Below are 18,941 nucleotides of genomic sequence, written 5' to 3'. Positions count from 1 at the left end.
GATGAGGTTTAACTACAAATTAATTAAATATAGTGTGGGTAATATGAGTATTGGTTACAAAGTGGAAATGTCAGTCATATTGTTCAAGTACTTGAGGAAGATTTCCAGCTATTGCAAAAGTACAAAATCCCTAATAGATAGTTTCGGAATATTGAAACTAGCAATTGTTACTTCCTGAATTAATTGTTAAAACCTGGCTCTTTAAGATTATAGCTATTAAATAAATCTCAAAAAAATAGATTACTTTTTAGTTTAATCCTTGAAGAGCCATCTAGCCTAGTAGTTAATTACAAAGCTATTAGACTGTGTAGTCATGGCTGTATGAGGTTACTAAAACGGCAATGTGACCAACTCCATATGTCAGGACATATGCTTCAGCTAGTTTTGTTAGTCCCGATAGATCGCTGACGTTGCTAAGACTCTCAGAACCACCAGAGATAGAATCTACATCGCTCAGTTCATTAAGAAAGCTTTCGGTATCTTGGAACAGTTCAGAACCAGCAGCGTGTAGTTCAAAAAGATTGATAGTTGCCATGATTTACTCCTAAAAGATTTGTTGCAAGTGAGCTGTAGATTAATTAATTTGGCTGGCTTTCAGGGATTGTTAGTCACAAATAAACTTCATGTTTATCGCGGAGATTACTTTTGAGATTAAATCCCTGAACAGCCATCTAACTTAGTAGTTAATTACTAAGCTATTAGTAGTTATTGCTGTATGACTTGGTTAAAACGACAATGTGACCAACGCCATATGTCAGAACAAATGCCTCAGCTAGCTTTGTCAGTCCCGATAGGTCGCTGACGGACTCCGTAGCATAACTACCACCAGAGATAGAATCTACATCGCTCAATTCATTAAGAAAGCTTTCGGTATCTTGGAACAATTCAGAACCAGCAGCGTGTAGTTCAAAAAGATTGATAGTTGCCATGATTTACTCCTAAAAGATTTGTTGCAAGTGAGCTGTAGATTAATTAATTTGGCTGGCTTTCAAGGATTGTTAGTCACAAAGAAACCTCATATTTATCGCAGAGATTACTTTTGAGATTAAATCCCTGAACAGCCAGCTGGCTTAGTAGTTAACTACAAAGCTATTAGTAGTCATTGCTGTACGACTTGGTTAAAACGACAATGTGACCAATGCCATATGTCAGAACAAATGCCTCAGCTAGCTTTGTCAGTCCAGAAAGGTCGCTTACAGACTCCGTAGCGGAACTACCACCAGAGATAGAATCTACATCGCTCAGTTCATTGAGAAAGCTTTCAGAGTCTTGAAATAGTTCAGAACCAGCAGCGTGCAATTCAGAAAGATTAATAGTGGCCATGATTTACTCCTAAAATATTTGTTGCAAAGAAGGTGTAGATTGATTAATCTGGCTGACTATCAGAGATTATTAGTAATAAAGAAACCTCATATTTATCGCAGAGATTACTTTTGAGATTAAATCCCTGAACAGCCAGCTGGCTTAATAGTTCACTACAAAGCTATTAGTAGTTATTGCTGTATGACTTGGTTAAAACGACAATGTGACCAACGCCATATGTCAGAACAAATGCCTCAGCTAGCTTTGTCAGTCCCGATAGGTCGCTGACGGACTCCGTAGCGTAACTACCACCAGAGATAGAATCTACATCGCTCAATTCATTAAGAAAACTTTCGGAATCTTGGAACAATTCAGAACCAGCAGCGTGTAATTCAGAAAGAGTGATATTTGCCATTTTTTACTCCTAAAATATTTGTTGTAAAGAAGGTGTAGATTAATTAACTTGCCTAGCTCTTCAGGGATGATTGATAATCAAGAAATCTCATATTTATCCAAGAGGTTACTTTTGAGATTGAATCCCTGAAGAGCCATTTAGTTTAGTAGTTAACTACTAAACGATTAGTAACCGAAGCCGTAACCACCATGGCTGTATGACTTGGTGATAACAGCAATATGACCAACGCCATATGTTAGAACATATGCTTCAGCTAACTTTGTCAGTCCTGAATTATCGCTGACATTGCTACCGTAATTTCCACCAGAGATAGAATCTACATCGCTCAGCTCATTGAGAAAGCTTTCGGTATCTTGGAACAATTCAGAACCAGCAGCGTGTAGTTCAGAAAGATTGATATTTGCCATTTTTTACTCCGAAAACATTTGTTGCCAATAAGGTGTAGATTGATTAATCTAACTGACTCTCAGGGATTATTAGTAATAAAGAAACCTCATGTTTATTGCAGAGATTACTTTTGAGGTTGAATCCCTGAAGAGTTATTTAGCTTAGTAGCTAACTACTAAGCTATTAGTAACCGAAGCCGTAACCACCATGGCTGTATGACTTGGTGATAACAGCAATATGACCAACGCCATATGTTAGAACATATGCTTCAGCTAGCTTTGTCAGTCCTGAAATATCGCTGACATTGCTACCGTAATTTCCACCAGAGATAGAATCTACATCGCTCAGCTCATTGAGAAAGCTTTCGGTATCTTGGAACAATTCAGAACCAGCAGCATATAATTCCGCAAGATTAATAGTTGCCATGATTTACTCCTAAAATATTTGTGGAACGTAAGTGATAGATGCTAGCAAGTAAGCTGTGTTTGCTTAGTTGCTAATGCAATTTTTATTTATAGAAACTGAGAAAGTCAAGGCTATAAACCTGCATAAAAAGACATAAACGAGCAATTTGTGTCTTTCTTAAAAATTAATTTAATTATGAATATTTTTTTGAATTGATAGTAATACTGGTTTGGATAATTGCACCATACCAACTACAGATTTAATATTGTCTTGTCTTTAATCTCTTGAAGCTACAAGCTTATAAAAACTGTCACAAATCCCAAGCTTACTTTGAGAAGTAGGGAATCTTGTGTAAGTAGATAGCTCAAAATATTTACAGTCATTGCAAGCGTTAGCGTCAACGTCTCGTACCCCTGCGGGGAATCAATCGCAAGGGCTGGGATTGCTTCACTCCGCTTCGCTCTATTTGCAATGACGTTGTGTAATTAATTCTGTTCGACTGCTTACGATGAATAATTTAGGATTGCTGTAGAGCATCCATAGGGAACCTCACGCCAGTTTGCTCAAGTCGGGAGACCTTTCGGTAGTCGCTCATGGGGGAAACCACGCCAGATGCTCCACTTGGGGAGCTACTCCGTTGCGGTGAGCAGTCCGTTGGGCGGCTTCGCCGACTTGAAGGAACTGCGAACCCGAAGGGGGGTTCCCCCCGTTGTAGGCGGAACGCCTTCCCGCAGGGTAGGAAGTAGCGTGAGACCCCAAGACCGCGCTGCCTCACCACGCAACTGGCTCCGCAACTTATTGTCTCCCCAACGGAGTGCCTTGGAAACCCGCGCAAGCCATTGCTTCCCCGTTGTGGCAAGTGGCGTGATTGGGAATACGCACAGTTAGCCCTCTTTAGTCACTCTGGGAAAATAAAAATAGTAGCCAATTTTTCAACTGTAGATAGAGCGAGCATTTGAGCGTTTATTTTCTAACACAATGGCTGAAATCAAGATTTTTGGTAAAAATCCTATGCTGTAAGGATTCTAGATTATTCTCTCCCGAAAATGATAAAAGAGGGGTTAGTCTGTTTTGTCAATTTCAAATAATACTATATATCCCAATTTGCTATGAATTGGCGTTCTAGCTACTCAATTTATACTGTTAACTATAATTCGTATAAATATGTTTTTTGAAAATTTATCTAAAAAAATCGTGCATTCCAATGTCAATGAGACTCAGAATACACGATAATCAGGAGAGTATAGAATTAGGCCATGTCCGCAGTTTGCTGCTGTAGTTGACTTTGCACATTGGACATTTCTTCGTCTATCTGTTTCCTTAAGTTACCGAGAAGATTATAAACCTGGTTTAGTGAACCTGATATAGCATCATTTGTGCTAGTTGTGGTGTCAGTTGTATTTGATGTATTTGACCTTCCTCTTCTGTAACCACCTGCCACAGATTTAATTTCTAAAGGTTCTAGTTCAGTAAGTAAGTTTTCACTATTAGTATCCAAATTGGAGATTATTATTCTTGCCATTTTTAGATCCCACAATACAGTGATAGTAAGTAAAACGCTCTTGGATAAGATTAAACTGCAAATACAAAAGCTCTCTTTTCTATTTTGTAATGTAATTTGATAAAGTCAATATTTGTCTGCTAATTTTCAAGACAGAACAAAAGATATTTTGTCTTTAAAAGTGTATTTTTCATAGTGTTGATAGTTTTTTTGTCTTGCTAATCGTTTCATATAAGTAGAGACGCGCCATGACGCGTCTCTAACCGCAGTTTTTATGAATAAGTAACCTCAATTAATTCTTCGCTTGTGGTGGCGAGGGAATTGTCACGTCTATTGGTATTACCTTTGCTGCTAGCTGCGTCAAGGGCGGTTGAATGGCGGTTTGGTTGCCCACTACTAGAGTCACTGTATTTTCTGGCTTGAGGTATTGCTTGGCTACCCGCTGGACATCAGCCGTTGTTGTTGCGGCTACGGCTTTTTGATAGCGAAACAGAAAATCAGCCGGATAGCCGTAATATTCGTAGCGCATCAACCGCGATAAGGTTTGGCTGGGATCTTGAAAATTGAACACAAAGGAGTTGAGTGTGGACTCTTTAGCAAAAGCTAGTTCTTCTGCTGTCACTCTTTGAGCTTGGATACGTTTAATTTCAGCTTGTAACGCTTTGACAAACTGTACGGTAGCATCAGAGCGTGTTTGTCCGCCAGCAACGAACATGCCTGGGTAGTCGAAGCGGGGATTCCAGTAGCCATATACCGAGTAAGCTAAACCTTGACGCGATCGCAACTCATTAAATAAGCGTCTGCCAAACCCATTTAACACTCCATTCAGCACATCTAGGGCTGGATAGTCTGGATTGTCAAACCGCCCGCCTAAATGCCCTATGAGAACGCTACTTTGGGTCAGTTGCGGCTGATTGACAAAAAACACTCCACCTGTGTTGGCTGGCGACACTTCTGCTAACTGGGGTTTAGTGAATTTGGGGTTAGGCTGCCAGTCGCCCAACTTAGCTTGAATGAGCGATCGCATTTTCTTAGTATCAAAATCCCCAACAATCCCCAAAATTATATTATTGGGATGAAAATACTGCTCGTAAAACTTGACTAAATCGTCACGAGATATGCGATCGACTGTGGCATACTCTATCGTGCGCGCATAGGGGCTATCTTTCCCATAGATTAATTTGCGAAATTCGCGAGTAGCAATCTCATCTGGGTCGTCATTGCGACGGGCAATACCACCTCTAGCCTGTGTCTTAGCCAAATCTAACTTTTCGGCAGCAAACACTGGTTCTCGCAGCACCTCAGCAAACAGCCCAAACACCGTTTCTAAATCTTCGCTAAGTGCTTCAAAGCTAGCACTACCCGTAGCTTCGCTAATACTAGTTTCTACAGCAGCTGCCCGTTGTTCTAATATTTGATTGAGTTCATCAGGTGAATGCTTCTTAGTTCCCCCTGTACGCATCACTGCGCCTGTAAAACCAGCCAACCCGACTTTAGCCGCTGGTTCTAAGCGACTTCCTGTACGCACCAACGCCGTACCATTCACCAACGGCAGTTCGCGATCCTCTACTAAATACACAACCAAGCCATTTTGGAGAACAAACCGCTCATATTTGGGTAACTTAATCTCGCTTAGCGGTGCAAACTTCAACTCTGTGTAGTACTTTGCCTCCGCTGTCGCCGCTAGAGAAAAGTTAAAAGTTGCAAGTAAAAAGGCAAAAACCAGCATCAAAGCAAAAACAAGCTGCTGACTCTTTTTAACTTTGAATTTTAAATTTTTAATTTTCAATTCCATCTGCCTTCTACTCTTCACCTTGTACCTCTGCATACTCTCTCCCTTCGCGTTCTTTGCGTCCTAGGTGGTCTGTTTCTCATCCCTGTTTCGACAACAGCTTACCAATTGTGCGATTCTCAGGCGTAAAAGTCTGCTTTGCCACCCGCTGAATATCCGCAGGTGTCACCGCTGCAATTTCATCCAACTGCTTAAATAAATTCCGCCAAGAGCCAGTTTTCACTTCAAATTCCAATAATTGCTGAGCCATCCCCGTATTTGAATCGAGGGTGCGTAACAAACCCGCTCGTGCTTGGGTTTTCACCCGCTGCAATTCATCTGTTGCCACAGGCTCAGTTTTCAAAGAGTCAATTTCCTGGCGCAAAGCCAGCGCCAACTCATCTACTGTGCGTCCAGGAGCTGTGAGAGCATAAAACAGCATCAGGTTCGGGTACTTATCCCCAGGAAATCCACTAAAACCCTGTGCATTTAGCGCCAAGCGTTGCTTTTCTACCAAAGACTTGTACAGCCGCGATGTTCGCCCGTTACTTAATAAACTACCAATGATTTCATAAATCACATTATCGGGATGAGTAACTGCTGGACGATGATAACCTTCTAAATACCAGGGTTGAGAAGGTAGCTGCAAAGTAACTTCCCGTGTTTGTTTTTGTGGTGGTTCCACCAGGATTTTGGCAACAGCTTTTGGTTTGGTCTGAAAGCGTCCAAAATAAGTTTGCGCCAGTTTCTTCACCTCAGTTGGGTTGACATCTCCAACAATGGCGATCGCTATATTACTGGGAACATAGTGGGTATTAAAAAACTTTTGCACATCTTCCGGTGTCAGGTTACGGATATCTTCGTCATAACCAATTACCGGCCGCCTGTAAGGATGAACTTTATAAGCTGTATCGATAAACTTCTCCACCATCAATCCGATGGGTGAATTCTCTATCCGCATCCGTCGCTCTTCTAAAATCACATCTTTTTCTTTATAAAATTCGCGAAATACAGGGTTGAGAAATCGCTCTGACTCTAATGACATCCAGAGTTCCAGCTTATTGGCAGGAAAGCTGTAAAAGTAACAAGTGGCTTCTGTCGAAGTATTGGCATTTAAACCTACACCTCCCGCTTGTTCGACAATTTGCCCCATCTCGTTTGGCTTGACTAGCTTGGCAGCTTGCGATTCCAATTGCTGAAACTCAGCTTGTAAACGGACGACTTCATCTTTTTTACCGTTGGTTTTCGCGGTTTTAATTTGAGCATCTAACTGCTCCAATCGGTCTAGTAGAGGTTTTTCTGCCTTGTAGTCTTTTGTACCAATGCGTGTTGTACCTTTAAATGCCAGATGCTCTAAAAAGTGTGCTACACCAGTTTTCTTGTCTGGTTCATCCACACCACCTACATCCGCATAGGTAAGAAAGGAAACTACTGGTGCTTGATGCCTTTCTAAGACAATGAACTTCATCCCATTTTCGAGGCGAAACTCTGTCAACTGCTTAATCACTCGATCCAGATAGGGTTGAATCGAACTTGGCGCTGGTGGAATTTCGGTTTTGCTGGGTTGTGTCCTTTGAGGAGGAGGTGCAGTCTGAGTCTGTGCTAGAGCAACTTCTGGAATTAGCCCACACCAGAAAATTATCAGTGCTGTTAACATTGCCAATAGCCGACGCAACATTACAGATACTTGATGGGATAAATCCCAAATTGAACGGCTGTGCTGATTCATAAGCGACAATTGAGTAAAATTTCACTACCGAAGAAAAAAACGACTTGGCAAACAGGGCGTTAATCTAGTATTAAGCTTTCGGTGCTTTTTTACTTGACGTTAGACAATAATGCTACAAGTCGTGTTCCGAAAATCACACAATAATTGTTAGTTATGCGAGTTTTTAATTCTCCCCCACCCTCAGAGGCTCAAACGCGTACCCGCATTTTACAGGCGGCACAACGGTTGTTTGCCTCCCAAGGATTTGATGGCACTACTACCCGCGACTTGGCACAAGCCGCGGGTGTCGCTGAGGGCACTCTGTTTCGTCATTTTCCCAACAAAAAGTCGATTTTGGTGGAAGTAGCAACTAGTGGCTGGGTGGAAATTTTGACAGATTTACTCACAGAATTGAGTGAAATGGGCAGCTATAAGGCTGTAGCTCAGGTGATGCGTCGCCGGATGTGGAATTTTCACAAGAATGTAGATTTGATGCGGGTTTGTTTTATGGAGGTGCAGTTTCACCCAGACTTGCGCGATCGCATCCAAATGGAAGTGATTAACAAAATGACCGATGTTGCGGAAGCATTCTTTCAAACGGCAATGGATAAAGGCATCTATCGCCAAACTGATGCCAAACTTGTTGCCAAAGTTTTCTTAGGAATGTTTGCGATCGCTGGATTTTCTAACAACACCCTCATGGAACCCGATGCTTCCCCCCAAGAAATGCAGCAGATGGCAGAAGGACTCGCTGATATCTTCCTCAATGGAGTTTTAGCCAAAGAATGAGGAAGTTAGAGACGCGATTAATCGCATCTATACAGGAGTTAAGAGTTATAAATTAATCACTCAGCACTCAGCACTATTTTCGCTTGCTGATTCCACTGTTGCACCAGTTCAATCGCTGGACACAAATCTCGTCGTTGCATTGTTGCTACCTGTAAGCGCAAAATTTGTTGATGCAATCTGTGAGTGGGAACCTGAGCCAACTGCGCTACAGAACCAATACCCGCATGAAGCAATAAACTGCAATATTGTGTGCCGACACTAGGAACACGCGCTAAATCAGCCAAAGCCACTCATTTATTTACATACTGAAGATGAACTTGTAATTTATTTGCCATTGCCAGCCTAGCTGCTGGACTATTGCCTTGTTTGAATAGCATTCCTGTGGTTGCGATACCACAATTTTGCAGTTGGGATTGTTCTTCCTGACTCAATCCAGGCAATAGCTCAATAGGCCAGTCACAAGATGTGATGGTACTTCTACTATTTGTGTGTTTAGTAGACATTTCTCAAACTCAAACATAGGCTTATTTTAATATTGTGACTTACAGAAAATCCTATGCTATATTGCACAACGACAGCAAAGTTATGTTCGCCCAAACCGTTTGCTAGCTAATTCCTGTAATATCGAAATCTTATGTAATTGCTTGATTGCTACCCTTTGACCCTTGCGATCGCATCACTTGCAACTCAGGTTAGTGTGGCAAACTACAGATATCCCATACTTAATACTTAACTGTAACGCCTACTTTCAAACTGCCCTCAGAAGTTTGGTGGGAAGCAAAACTCACACGTTTTGTTTATGGAGTTCGGGGAATTTGTGGCAGATAAATCAAGCTAAAATCCTGATGCTTCCCTGTTCTCTTCCTCATGTAATATCAGGTTCAAACTTGAGGGGGATGTAACTAATACTCTATTTTTATTTATAGTGTCTTAAGAAGTGTTGCCTGAATTAGGAGAATATACTCAATGCATTTACATTTATTCATGCAAGCAGCAGATTCTGTTGCAGTAGGTGGCGAGCATTTTCCTTTTGCTTTCACCTTGGTATATGTGGTTGGCTTTATTGCTGCTGTAACCATTGGTTCTATTGCTTGGTATAACTCTAAACGTCCTCCTGGTTGGGAAAGCAAAGAACGCCCTGACTTTGTTCCCAAGGTTGAAAAAGAAGAAACTCCGGGTCTGGGCGAACCGAAGTCATAAGCAGTCATTGGTCAATGGTCAATAGTCAACAGTCAAAACTTTAAACTCTTGACTTGGACTCTTGACTCTTGACTTATGATTAGTTTTGCACTTCAACCCAACGACGGTAAAGCTTTTGAATTTGTTTGAGTAACGCATTAAAAGCTGGTTGGTTGGATTCATTCAGCTTGCCTAACTCCTGTAATTTCGTCAGAAGCCTAGCTTCTTCGATCGCCACATCACCATCGCTATAAATTAAGCCACTGATAGCTTCAATTAAGTTTTCGTAATCTTCCAAGCTGGGGCGATCGCCTAAGTAATCTTTCACCCATGCATAACACTCTTTTGGTTGTACAGGAACTAATTCGTACAGCCAAGGCTTAATTTCTGGATCGGTTGCCAAACCTTTTGCTTGAGCTATTTCGCGCAGATATTGCCGTTCCTCTGGCTGAATTCTGCCATCAATCCAAGCGGCTCCAATTAAGATTTTAACTAAGTTTTTTACATTGGAATCAGTAACCATTGCTGCCTCCTCTGGTAGATTCGGGGCTTTCACCAAATCGTACAATCCCAAACAGTATTCACGCGGAATCGTTGGTTTTTCTTAAGCGCACCATGAAAAAGCCATCCATGTTCTGACGATGAGGCCAGACCTTTAGCCAGCCTTGGGGCGTAGAATAGGCAGAGTAAGGCGAATCAGTCCTAGGAGGCTCAATTTGCCAATTAGGATTCTCAGCTAAAAATGCGGCGAGCGCATCTTCATTTTCTGCCGGATGCAGCGTACAGGTGGCATAAACGAGTACACCACCAGACTTGACAAAATTAGATGTATGTGAAATAAGTTCTTTTTGTAAAATCGAGAGTTCCTGGACAGATTCTGGTGTCTGTCGCCAACGAGCATCAGCATGACGATGCAGGGTTCCCAAACCAGAGCATGGTGCATCTACTAATACGCGGTCAGCAGTATTGTAAAATTGCAGTAAATTGCGGCTATCGCCAGTGCAAACTTGAATAGATTGCAAATTCAGCCGTTCTGCATTTTGTTGAAGTTTGCGAAGACGAGAAGGAGTGCGATCGCAAGCCCAAATTTTTCCCTTATCTCCCATTAATTCCGCTATATGAGTTGTTTTACCCCCTGGTGCTGCACAAACATCGATCGCTAATTCTCCTGGTTGGGGGTCGAGCAAGTGACTGACTAGTTGAGCGCTACTATCTTGTACAGACCACCAACCCTCACTAAAACCAGGTAGATTTTGAATTGGCCCGGTGCTACCAATCAATCGTAAAGCTTGAGGCAAATAAGGAATTCGCCTAACTAAAATCCCAGCCGATTGCAACGCTGCCTCAACTGTCTCTATATCAGTGCAGAGGGGATTGATTCTGAGGTCGATCGTTGGTGTTTGGTTCATCCATTCACACAATTTTTCTGTCTCAGCAAAACCAATTTGGTCTAACCACACTTGAATAATCCAGTCAGGAAAGCTGTGTAAAATGCCCAAGCGTTCCACCGGATTTTCTGGTAGTTGTAAAGGAAGATGGGGAGATAAGGGAGATGAGGGAGATGAGGTAGACAAGGGAGAATTTTCTTTCTTATCTCCCCCTGCCTCCCCTGCTCCCCCTGCTCTCCTACTCCCCTGCTCCTTTTCCACAAGGCGGATATACTGCCGCAATAGACCATTCACAAAACCCGTGAGTCCAGAAAAACCATTTTCTTTGGCTAGTTGCACAGTGGTATTAACAGCAGCTGAGGCTGGAATACGCTCTTGGTAGCACAGTTGGTATAAACCTAGATTGAGAATAGTGCGGAGGTCTTTTGGCTGTTGGTGGGATTTCTTTTTGCCGAGTTGGTCAATGAGGGTGTCAAGGGTGCGCTGCCTCCTGACGCTACCATAAACTAATTCTGTCACCAGACGGCGATCGCTATCAGACAAGTTAACTTTTTGCAGCACTCTATCTAGGGCAACATCAGCATAAGCTCCTTTGTGAACGTCTCGCAGGGCAATAAAAGCTATTTGACGGGGGTTTGTCATGGAAATATTTAAAACCGTTAAATTTGAGTTACCCTCTGTCTCTAGAGGTATAAATAATTGGACTTTCAAGAAATCAGGCAGAAGGCAGAAGGGAAGAGCATTTGACTTGTTTGTTTCATTTATAGTGGGTGGCGCACCGCCTATCGTCTGCTTTGAAGCATCACAGCTTTTCTTAAATGTAATATCTTGCACTGTATATGCTCTTTTGACTAATTTTTTGGCATAACAGATACTGAAAGATCCTCAAAAATTTTTATCATTCAGCTTTCAACTTTTATCCTTCTGCTTTAGCAGTACAGCAAGCCGCTACTCTACCCTTCGGGAACGACTTCGTCGAACGAGAACGACTTCGTCGAACGCGTCTACATACTTCATGTTGCACAATTATTGTGATGTAAAACTTCGCGTATTTGCATGAGGCGATCGCCGATAAAAATATGTGCAACGCTTGATTTTATATTTTTCCTTGAATGCAAAACCCCAAATCTCCAAATCAAAGTTACTTATGGCAAAAATTTTTGCAGTCCATCCTGATAATCCGCAAACCCGGCGAATAGAGGAAATAAAATCAGCGCTCTCTGGTGGCGCAGTTATGCTCTACCCTACAGATACAGTCTATGCGATTGGTTGCGATTTAAATGCTAAGTCAGCGGTGGAACGAGTGCGGCACATCAAACAGCTAGCAAACGATAAACCACTGACATTTTTGTGTCCCTCACTGTCAAATGTGGCGACTTATGCCTTTGTCAACGATACAGCTTATCGAATTATGAGGCATCTGATCCCAGGACCGTACACATTTTTGCTACCTGCGACCAAGTTAGTTCCGCGACTAGTACAAAGTCCTAAGCGCAAGACTACCGGGATTCGCGTACCAGATCATAATGTATGCTTAGCACTGCTGGCAGCGTTAGGAAATCCAATTATTTCGACTTCGGCACACCTCCCGCCAGATGAGGAAGATGAACATTCAGGGCTAGATTCAGAACTTAGACTATCGCGTGTGGAGCTATTTGACCGTTTGGATAACTTAGTAGATGTAATTATTGACACTGGTAAAGAACCAACATACGAAGTGTCTACGATTTTAGACTTGACGGGAGATGAACCAATGATTACAAGGCGAGGTTTAGGTTGGGAAGCAGTGACAGCATGGGTATAAAAACTAATACTTCACGGGGCACTTTGTCAGTTTCGGAATCATGTAAAATAAATGCTCCAGTTTGGCGATCGTCATACTTAAAATAACTGGTAGTGGGTAAAATAGAATGGCAGTAAAAGTCGGCACAGCAAATGTTGTGGCTACTTTTATGGCATGGTGGATATCTTTGTGCCACCGTCAAATTGGTTGCATGTGAAAAAGCGACACACTAATTGACCTGTAACTTTTTTGAATTTATTACAGTCTTAATATGTCAGCAGTACTTGCAGTAGGTCTTGATGGATCAACTAGCAATTGATTATCCTAGCAAGATTAGTTTTAAGTGCTGTCTCTGCGTTGTAGTTAAGGTGCAATACCACACCCAGGAAAAGTTATGAAAGTTAACCTTGCAAATCTACCAATCTCTACGTCTACTATTGACCGCTGCATTTCAACTAAAGAATTGCCAGCCAATAATACTGATATTTTGATGCAACTGCTGTGTCAAGAAATGCAGGCTCAAGTGAAAGCAGCTTCTGGGTGTGTACAAGCCGTGGCACAACGCATAGCTATAGAAGTTAAACGCATTTGTGATAAAAGCTCACGCATTCAAACATCAGGAGAAATTCAGTCTTGGCAACTTACTTTGTCTAGACATCGCCTGCAAAAGTGCCTGCATTATTATCGTCTGGGTTCCAGAAGAGGACGTGTAGAATTACACAGCACTTTGGGCGCTATGGTTTACCGTCATGTGACTGTTGCAGGCTCTGAGTTAGGTTTTGACGCTCGTTACAGCCTGATTGAAGATTTTCTCCAAGCATTTTACATTGAAGCCATCAAAGCTTTCCGGCGCGAAAATGAACTGCCTGAAGATTATACACCGCGCACGCAGTTGCAACTAGCAGAATATATGGCGTTTACAGAGCAATATGCCAAGCGCCGGATTAATTTACCTGGTGGTAATAATCAGCAATTAATTATCTTACGTGCCCAAGGTTTTGCGCGTCGTCAGCCCCAAGAAACTACAGTAGATATTGAAATGGCGGTGGAATCTGCCAAGGGTGAAGAAGCAGAATCTTACCAGCGGAACTCGGCGGTGCAACAAATTCGATCGCAAATGATTGCCCAAGCTAATTTTGACCCATCGGAAGCATCAGAACGCGATCGCGTCATCTCAGAATTAATCAAATACTTGGAATCTCAAGGTCAATCTGACTGCGTGGACTATCTCACCCTCAAACTCCAAGACCTCTCCGCACCAGAAATTGACCAAATTCTCGGTCTAACTAGCCGTCAGCGCGACTATCTCCAACAGCGTTTCAAATATCATGCCGAAAAGTTTGCTAAGCAGCACCAATGGCAGTTAGTACATCAATGGTTAGGCGCAGGTTTAGAGCAAAAGTTAGGATTGTCTTGTCAGCAGTGGGAAAAGTTTTTGAGTTCGCTGTCTCCCGAACAACAGCAAATATTAGAGTTGAAAATATCACGCCAGAGTGACCAAGCGATCGCCAGAGCAATCAAATGCACTCCCAAACAAGTCCAAAAGCGCTGGACTCAACTTTTAGAACTAGCATGGGCTATCCGCAACGGTAACACTGAAGTGCAAACAGGTTTAAGCTAAGAAAAAATTCTAGAATTAAACTTAGTTCAATCTCGCTGATTACCGATGTTGTTACAGATAAATTTCTCCATAAACCGACCACCACAAAACAGACCCTCTACTTCTTTGCCACTTATGGAAGAATTAGAGGGAACGGTAGGGAAATAGTCCAAATTTACTCCTATTTAGAAACTATTCAAGTTTGCAATATTGGCATTTTTTAGTACAAAAGTATTAATATTTATTCCTTTCTACCTATTAATCCAGCCTTGTACAGCCAAAATTAAAAATTCATATTAAGTAGGCGATCGCTTGCTGCTACTTCCATGAAATTCTAGAATACATGGGACTTGTGGCACAGGAATTTGAGATGACTATGACTCAAGGCGCACGGGCTAATCAGGCAGGGAAAATTTTAGAAAGTAACGTAGAGACAATATTAAGTGTACATGGTTATTTCCAAGTAGGAAATCATGTATCCAAGGAATTTTTATTTGATGCTAGTTTATTAGCAAAACGCTATGCAAAGCAAGTTTATATCGGTTCTGGAATTTATAAAACTACCCTAAAAGTTGATTTTTATGTGGTGGGTTCACCTGTAATGCCATCTGGACTAATTATCGAATGTAAATGGCAAGAAAGCGGTGGTTCGGTGGATGAAAAGTTTCCTTATTTAAACTTGAATATTCAGGACTCATATCCTGCACCAACTATTGTAGTTATAGGGGGTGAAGGCATGAGAGAAGGAGCTATTAAATGGCTCAGACAGCAAGTTGCATGTAACCATAATTTATTAGCGGTTCATACTTTAGATAGATTTATAGCTTGGAGCAATAATCATCTATAAAATTTCATATGATGTAATTAACAATTCGTAAATCATCCCTCTTTTTTTAGTATTAGAATTAATAGAACGTGAAGCTGCTATTGTGTAGATATTAAAATTAATCTGCTTGTATAAGTTTTTTATAAAGTCACAATCAGAATTACATACCATTACTTTCACACCACGACTTGCTAGTTCTGCACAAGTATCTCTCAAAAGTTCTTGCTCTTTGTCACCAAAAGAATTACCATTATATCCGGTGAAATAGCTGGTACTACTTATAGGATGATAAGGTGGATCGCAAAACACGAAATCTTCACTACTAGTCGCCTGATTCAGCACATCTGTGAAATCTGCCTGTTGAATTTTAGATTTAGAAAGTGCTGTAGAAGCTACTCGCAGCAAGTCTTCAGGACAAATATTAGGATTTTTATACTTGCCTAATGGCACGTTAAATTTCCCCTGAGAATTAACTCTATACAGACCGTTATAACAAGTTTTATTCAGATAAATTAAACGTGCAGCTCGTTCTATATCATTAATTCGGGAATTTGCTCTTACATCATAATAATAATCTCGATCGTGGTTAATTTTATGTTCTTTAAGTAAGCAGATTAATTCCTCAACATTATCTCTAACACAGCGATAAGTAGTAATCAATTCAGAATTAATATCAGTTAAAATTGCTTGTGAGGGTTGCAGATGGAAAAAAACAGCACCGCCGCCCAAAAATGGCTCATAGTAAGTTTTATAATCCTTAGGAAAATAAGGATTATATTGTTGAATTAACCTGCTTTTACCTCCCGCCCACTTTAAAAATGGACGTGGGTAAGCTGCTTTAGGGATTTGAATTACCATTTAATCGAAATTTAGCTGAAACTAAGCTACTGAATATAACAAAATTTAACTGAAAAACCATATTTTATATTAACTGAGTAATATTTCACCTATATAGATTACAATTGGTATAGATAAAACACATCCCAAGAAACGTAAGTTTATAGCAAGGCAGTTTATATTCAGATGTTTGACGGATTTTGGAATAACGTCTTTCGCTACCCCCGCTACTTTGTTACTGTTCTCTTAGGCGTGTTTCTGAACACGATCGCGCCATTAATGCCCCTATTGAAACGCCCTGTCACCTTAATCGCCCTCTTGGGTTTATTTGTAGGTAGCTTGGTCTTTGTCACTTTTACCTTACGTGCAATGCTTGGATTGAGTACAATCTAGACTAAATCTATATCAAGGATCTGCCCCAAAAGCAGTTTCCGATGGCTTTGCAAGCGTCAAGGGCTGTCCTTCACTCTGCGGGTGATGCTCGAAGACTCGCTAACGCTTTTAGCGTCGTCCCTTGGGCGAAGACTCGCTAACAGCAGTCGCTCATGGGGTTTCCCCCAAGACCCTACCCTGGGGGTTGTGCTTTAGCAGTACGGGTGACGTTCCTGCGTCGCTAACGCTGCGCTCACGCCACTTGCTCCACTTGGGGAAACCCAAGACCGGACTGGACTCACCGCGCTGCTTCACCAACTTGCTTTTTATTGATGTCGTATAACCTCCCAGAAGAGGCGTAACTATTATGGCTACAAATCGCCGCATTTCCCGTGTTGCTGAATTGATCAAACGGGAAGTTAGCCAAATGCTGCTCAACGGTATTAAAGACGATCGTGTGGGTACAGGAATGGTAAGTGTTACTGATGTAGATGTTTCTGGCGATCTACAACATGCCAAAATCTACGTCAGTATTTATGGTACAGAAGAAGCTAAGGCAGAAACAATGGCAGGCTTAAAGTCGGCGACAGGTTTTGTCCGCAGCGAACTCGGTGCGCGGGTAAGGCTGCGTCGCACACCAGAAGTAATTTTTATCGAAGATCGCTCTATAGAACGCGGTACTAAAGTATTGTCACTCTTGAACCAACTCCAGTATGAGCGATCGCCTGAAACTCAAGCAGTAGCAGAAGATACTACAGATGAATATGATGAACAATCTTGGGAATAAGTAACTAACACAACAATGTAATATTAGAACAATTCATCCCTAGGGAATTCGCCAAACAGTTTACAGACGTGACTCAATCGCGTCTGTTTCAATGTGAGTATACAGGAGCATCCTACTTAGAGTTAAAAACTTATCATTAAGGCTGACGCGGTGGGGCAGTCGCAGTTTTGGATGCCACTTCCTCTACTTCGGGAGCTATTTCCGTGGGCGGGTCTCCCACGTCACTTGCCAGAACGGAGGGAACCCCGCAAGGCAGTCTCGATTTGAGGGGCGTGGCGTGAGACCTCAAGACCCTTTGGGCAAGAAGGAAGACAAGAGGAGTAAAAAGAATAGTTGCTAACTACTTTCCTCTGTCTTTCTTCAGTAACTTTACTGTTAGCACAAAGCATTAGTTTAATAAAACTTCACAATTTTAACACTTAGAATTTACCTAAATCCAAGGTGGTAGATGAAGGTTTAACTAGTGATTGTTTGAATCATTACCCCCTAGCTACGACTTAAATGGGCGATTTGGCCAGCTTTTCACATAAGTTACTGCTACTCTAGAGGCACATCATCTCAATTTGCTCCTAATGTTTATCCAGGGCAGTCTATTTATTTGCAGTGCTGCAATTAACCAAGAAACTACGGTCATTTTTAAAAAATTATTAACAGATGGCGCGTTACAAGTTTTCGTGGTGTACGGTAGCCGTTAGATTTTGCAACACTTTATACCCATGCTTCTACCAGAAATCCCTGGATTGCTAACTCAGGGAAAAATCCCAACGTCTCTAGCTAGGGTCTCATGGTGATTATTTGGTACATCAGCAATCCGTCATAGGAACTATTCTCACCCACACAATTATGCCTAAAAGTAGTAACAGCAAAACTTTTAAACCTGGGAAATGCCAGTTATACAAAGTTTTTAGCAGGTAAGTTAATAACCTACTTATGTCAAAGTGAAGCACATTTACCGAAAATGTCAGCATTTGTTGACTTTCTTAACATTTCTTTGGATAATTTGAGGATATGTAGCGTCAAAATGGAATTAGTTCCGTATAGCAAACTACAAAACCCTAGCCACAAGTCTCATCCCTGCCATGTTTGTTCCCAATAGTTAATGGGAACACTATCTACGTGTAAATTTGTGAGTAAAAACCATGAGTGTGAATACGGTGCCCTCTATCAATTACTATTCTTTGGATGTAATTCAAGACGAAGCTCGCCGATTAGTGCAAAAGGGAATGATCAGCCGACAACAGCCAATATATACACTCTGCCAATACATTCCAGCGAGAGAGTGGGTGTGCGTCGAATGTGAACTGGAGAAATGTGACTTTCTGTTACGCGATCGCATCGGCGATTTAATTGGTCGCGAACAATGGGAAAACGACTAGTGCCAGAAGGCAACCATGCTGAAGGCAGTTCGACGTACTCTTCGGAGAACCCGAAGGGTGGTTGTTCTCGAAGAGTATGCAGAAAGAGAGAAAGCTTACTATATGAGCTTTTTAACCTTTTAAAACTGGATAGTTATTTCCGCCACCTGGCACTAGTTGATTGTGTAATTTCAGATTTTGGATTGGGAGTTTATTTTGGATCTTTAGATGTAACAAGAAACGATTCAATAACCTAATTTGAGGGATGATCTCTGATTTTGATGAATATTTCCCAATTCAAAATCTTTAATTTTTTACTAACGCAGAAGCATTAAAGCCTGATTTATACAACTTTTAGAGTTAGCGATCGCATTAAAATTAAGCTTTCTAGAGAGTCATTGTTAAGTAAGTAAACAGAATTAATTACACAAAGTCATTGCCAAGAGAGTCTTTGCCCTTGGCCTTCCCGTTCGCGTAGCGTCTCCGACAGGAAAAGGGTCGCGGAATGTATACGCATTCGCGGTGAGGGGGTCGCA

Annotated in this window: 21 protein-coding genes and 1 pseudogene; 9 read left to right on the top strand and 13 right to left on the bottom strand. The window is 41.6% G+C overall.

The genetic code is table 11. The features are described 5' to 3' along the window. Positions 1–298: 298 nt before the first annotated feature. From RMY31_RS27695 to RMY31_RS27670, 6 genes are all read right to left on the bottom strand, one after another. Positions 299–535 carry a hypothetical protein gene (locus RMY31_RS27695; RefSeq protein WP_409878624.1) on the bottom strand — a complete coding sequence of 79 codons (237 nt, stop codon included), beginning with the start codon at positions 533–535 and terminating at the stop codon, positions 299–301. A gap of 163 nt (positions 536–698) precedes the next feature. Next, positions 699–929, bottom strand: coding sequence for a hypothetical protein (locus RMY31_RS27690; RefSeq protein WP_409878622.1), 231 nt, complete (start codon positions 927–929; stop codon positions 699–701). Between the two features lie 163 nt (positions 930–1,092). Further along, complete coding sequence (locus RMY31_RS27685; protein ID WP_409878620.1) at positions 1,093–1,323, bottom strand: hypothetical protein; 231 nt, start codon at positions 1,321–1,323, stop codon at positions 1,093–1,095. 163 nt (positions 1,324–1,486) lie between these two features. Continuing rightward, positions 1,487–1,717, bottom strand: a complete 231-nt coding sequence (locus RMY31_RS27680) for a hypothetical protein (RefSeq protein WP_322657449.1) — start codon at positions 1,715–1,717, stop codon at positions 1,487–1,489. Between the two features lie 164 nt (positions 1,718–1,881). Further along, a complete protein-coding gene (locus tag RMY31_RS27675; protein ID WP_409878618.1) occupies positions 1,882–2,124 on the bottom strand; it encodes a hypothetical protein in 243 nt (80 codons plus the stop codon). Between the two features lie 163 nt (positions 2,125–2,287). After that, positions 2,288–2,530, bottom strand: coding sequence for a hypothetical protein (locus RMY31_RS27670; protein WP_322657447.1), 243 nt, complete (start codon positions 2,528–2,530; stop codon positions 2,288–2,290). A gap of 621 nt (positions 2,531–3,151) precedes the next feature. Between RMY31_RS27670 and RMY31_RS27665 the strand changes: the two genes are divergently transcribed. Then, the gene (locus tag RMY31_RS27665) at positions 3,152–3,397 is read left to right on the top strand and encodes a hypothetical protein (RefSeq protein ID WP_409878616.1); all 246 of its coding nucleotides are present in this window, start codon (positions 3,152–3,154) and stop codon (positions 3,395–3,397) included. A gap of 361 nt (positions 3,398–3,758) precedes the next feature. On the opposite strand, the gene RMY31_RS27660 is transcribed toward RMY31_RS27665, so the two are convergent. The 3 genes from RMY31_RS27660 to RMY31_RS27650 form a co-directional block, all read right to left on the bottom strand. Then, a complete protein-coding gene (locus RMY31_RS27660; RefSeq protein WP_322657444.1) occupies positions 3,759–4,031 on the bottom strand; it encodes a hypothetical protein in 273 nt (90 codons plus the stop codon). Positions 4,032–4,302: 271 nt separating this feature from the next. Beyond that, positions 4,303–5,805 (bottom strand): pitrilysin family protein, encoded by a 1,503-nt coding sequence (locus RMY31_RS27655; protein ID WP_322657443.1) that lies wholly within the window; start codon positions 5,803–5,805, stop codon positions 4,303–4,305. A 76-nt stretch (positions 5,806–5,881) separates the two neighbouring features. Further along, positions 5,882–7,510, bottom strand: coding sequence for a pitrilysin family protein (locus RMY31_RS27650; protein WP_322657442.1), 1,629 nt, complete (start codon positions 7,508–7,510; stop codon positions 5,882–5,884). Positions 7,511–7,663: 153 nt separating this feature from the next. Between RMY31_RS27650 and RMY31_RS27645 the strand changes: the two genes are divergently transcribed. After that, positions 7,664–8,278 (top strand): TetR/AcrR family transcriptional regulator, encoded by a 615-nt coding sequence (locus tag RMY31_RS27645; RefSeq protein WP_322657440.1) that lies wholly within the window; start codon positions 7,664–7,666, stop codon positions 8,276–8,278. Positions 8,279–8,334: 56 nt separating this feature from the next. Here the strand turns inward: RMY31_RS27645 and RMY31_RS27640 are convergent. Then, positions 8,335–8,781: pseudogene (locus RMY31_RS27640) on the bottom strand (DUF4332 domain-containing protein). Positions 8,782–9,244: 463 nt separating this feature from the next. On the opposite strand from RMY31_RS27640, the gene psb35 reads away from it, so the two are divergent. After that, complete coding sequence (psb35, locus tag RMY31_RS27635; protein ID WP_322657439.1) at positions 9,245–9,478, top strand: photosystem II assembly protein Psb35; 234 nt, start codon at positions 9,245–9,247, stop codon at positions 9,476–9,478. 79 nt (positions 9,479–9,557) lie between these two features. Here the strand turns inward: psb35 and RMY31_RS27630 are convergent, their stop codons facing one another. Both RMY31_RS27630 and RMY31_RS27625 read right to left on the bottom strand, forming a co-directional pair. Then, positions 9,558–9,980 (bottom strand): TerB family tellurite resistance protein, encoded by a 423-nt coding sequence (locus tag RMY31_RS27630; RefSeq protein WP_322657438.1) that lies wholly within the window; start codon positions 9,978–9,980, stop codon positions 9,558–9,560. Between the two features lie 58 nt (positions 9,981–10,038). Continuing rightward, the gene (locus RMY31_RS27625; RefSeq protein ID WP_322657541.1) at positions 10,039–11,487 is read right to left on the bottom strand and encodes a 16S rRNA (cytosine(967)-C(5))-methyltransferase; all 1,449 of its coding nucleotides are present in this window, start codon (positions 11,485–11,487) and stop codon (positions 10,039–10,041) included. 505 nt (positions 11,488–11,992) lie between these two features. Between RMY31_RS27625 and RMY31_RS27620 the strand changes: the two genes are divergently transcribed. The 3 genes from RMY31_RS27620 (at position 11,993) to RMY31_RS27610 (ending at position 15,075) form a co-directional block, all read left to right on the top strand. Then, on the top strand, positions 11,993–12,649 hold the full coding sequence (locus RMY31_RS27620; protein ID WP_322657437.1) for an L-threonylcarbamoyladenylate synthase: 657 nt from the start codon (positions 11,993–11,995) through the stop codon (positions 12,647–12,649). Positions 12,650–13,022: 373 nt separating this feature from the next. Further along, entirely contained in the window at positions 13,023–14,249 is a 1,227-nt protein-coding gene (locus tag RMY31_RS27615) for a HetZ-related protein (protein WP_322657436.1), read from the top strand. A 349-nt stretch (positions 14,250–14,598) separates the two neighbouring features. Further along, a complete protein-coding gene (locus RMY31_RS27610; protein ID WP_322657540.1) occupies positions 14,599–15,075 on the top strand; it encodes a PD-(D/E)XK nuclease superfamily protein in 477 nt (158 codons plus the stop codon). Here the strand turns inward: RMY31_RS27610 and RMY31_RS27605 are convergent. Beyond that, complete coding sequence (locus RMY31_RS27605) at positions 15,070–15,912, bottom strand: DNA adenine methylase (RefSeq protein ID WP_322657435.1); 843 nt, start codon at positions 15,910–15,912, stop codon at positions 15,070–15,072. The two genes, RMY31_RS27610 and RMY31_RS27605, sit on opposite strands and share 6 nt — an antisense overlap. Before the next feature lie 165 nt (positions 15,913–16,077). Here RMY31_RS27605 and RMY31_RS27600 point away from each other — a divergent pair, with 165 nt between their 5' ends. The 3 genes from RMY31_RS27600 (at position 16,078) to RMY31_RS27590 (ending at position 18,426) form a co-directional block, all read left to right on the top strand. Continuing rightward, positions 16,078–16,284: a DUF751 family protein gene (locus RMY31_RS27600; RefSeq protein ID WP_322657434.1), complete on the top strand. Its 207-nt coding sequence runs from the start codon at positions 16,078–16,080 to the stop codon at positions 16,282–16,284. 346 nt (positions 16,285–16,630) lie between these two features. Further along, positions 16,631–17,050, top strand: coding sequence for a 30S ribosome-binding factor RbfA (rbfA, locus tag RMY31_RS27595; RefSeq protein WP_322657433.1), 420 nt, complete (start codon positions 16,631–16,633; stop codon positions 17,048–17,050). A 1,139-nt stretch (positions 17,051–18,189) separates the two neighbouring features. Further along, positions 18,190–18,426: a DUF4327 family protein gene (locus RMY31_RS27590; protein ID WP_214433545.1), complete on the top strand. Its 237-nt coding sequence runs from the start codon at positions 18,190–18,192 to the stop codon at positions 18,424–18,426. The last annotated feature ends 515 nt before the right edge of the window (positions 18,427–18,941 follow it).

Origin of the sequence: Dendronalium sp. ChiSLP03b (assembly GCF_034531165.2) — a bacterium.
In the GTDB taxonomy this organism is placed as follows: Bacteria; Cyanobacteriota; Cyanobacteriia; order Cyanobacteriales; family Nostocaceae; genus Dendronalium; species Dendronalium minutum.
This window is presented reverse-complemented; position numbering and strand designations above follow the sequence as displayed.

What these genes read in the sequence shown, in the direction of transcription:
- RMY31_RS27645 (WP_322657440.1), top strand. Translation starts at nt 7,664, where the DNA reads ATGCGAGTTTTTAATTCTCCCCCACCCTCAGAGGCTCAAACGCGTACC.
- RMY31_RS27670 (WP_322657447.1), bottom strand. Translation starts at nt 2,530, where the DNA reads ATGGCAACTATTAATCTTGCGGAATTATATGCTGCTGGTTCTGAATTG.
- RMY31_RS27695 (WP_409878624.1), bottom strand. Translation starts at nt 535, where the DNA reads ATGGCAACTATCAATCTTTTTGAACTACACGCTGCTGGTTCTGAACTG.
- RMY31_RS27655 (WP_322657443.1), bottom strand. Translation starts at nt 5,805, where the DNA reads ATGGAATTGAAAATTAAAAATTTAAAATTCAAAGTTAAAAAGAGTCAG.
- RMY31_RS27680 (WP_322657449.1), bottom strand. Translation starts at nt 1,717, where the DNA reads ATGGCAAATATCACTCTTTCTGAATTACACGCTGCTGGTTCTGAATTG.
- RMY31_RS27590 (WP_214433545.1), top strand. Translation starts at nt 18,190, where the DNA reads ATGAGTGTGAATACGGTGCCCTCTATCAATTACTATTCTTTGGATGTA.
- RMY31_RS27660 (WP_322657444.1), bottom strand. Translation starts at nt 4,031, where the DNA reads ATGGCAAGAATAATAATCTCCAATTTGGATACTAATAGTGAAAACTTA.
- RMY31_RS27630 (WP_322657438.1), bottom strand. Translation starts at nt 9,980, where the DNA reads ATGGTTACTGATTCCAATGTAAAAAACTTAGTTAAAATCTTAATTGGA.
- RMY31_RS27650 (WP_322657442.1), bottom strand. Translation starts at nt 7,510, where the DNA reads ATGAATCAGCACAGCCGTTCAATTTGGGATTTATCCCATCAAGTATCT.
- RMY31_RS27685 (WP_409878620.1), bottom strand. Translation starts at nt 1,323, where the DNA reads ATGGCCACTATTAATCTTTCTGAATTGCACGCTGCTGGTTCTGAACTA.
- rbfA (WP_322657433.1), top strand. Translation starts at nt 16,631, where the DNA reads ATGGCTACAAATCGCCGCATTTCCCGTGTTGCTGAATTGATCAAACGG.
- RMY31_RS27615 (WP_322657436.1), top strand. Translation starts at nt 13,023, where the DNA reads ATGAAAGTTAACCTTGCAAATCTACCAATCTCTACGTCTACTATTGAC.
- RMY31_RS27610 (WP_322657540.1), top strand. Translation starts at nt 14,599, where the DNA reads ATGACTATGACTCAAGGCGCACGGGCTAATCAGGCAGGGAAAATTTTA.
- RMY31_RS27625 (WP_322657541.1), bottom strand. Translation starts at nt 11,487, where the DNA reads ATGACAAACCCCCGTCAAATAGCTTTTATTGCCCTGCGAGACGTTCAC.
- psb35 (WP_322657439.1), top strand. Translation starts at nt 9,245, where the DNA reads ATGCATTTACATTTATTCATGCAAGCAGCAGATTCTGTTGCAGTAGGT.
- RMY31_RS27600 (WP_322657434.1), top strand. Translation starts at nt 16,078, where the DNA reads ATGTTTGACGGATTTTGGAATAACGTCTTTCGCTACCCCCGCTACTTT.
- RMY31_RS27620 (WP_322657437.1), top strand. Translation starts at nt 11,993, where the DNA reads ATGGCAAAAATTTTTGCAGTCCATCCTGATAATCCGCAAACCCGGCGA.
- RMY31_RS27690 (WP_409878622.1), bottom strand. Translation starts at nt 929, where the DNA reads ATGGCAACTATCAATCTTTTTGAACTACACGCTGCTGGTTCTGAATTG.
- RMY31_RS27675 (WP_409878618.1), bottom strand. Translation starts at nt 2,124, where the DNA reads ATGGCAAATATCAATCTTTCTGAACTACACGCTGCTGGTTCTGAATTG.
- RMY31_RS27605 (WP_322657435.1), bottom strand. Translation starts at nt 15,912, where the DNA reads ATGGTAATTCAAATCCCTAAAGCAGCTTACCCACGTCCATTTTTAAAG.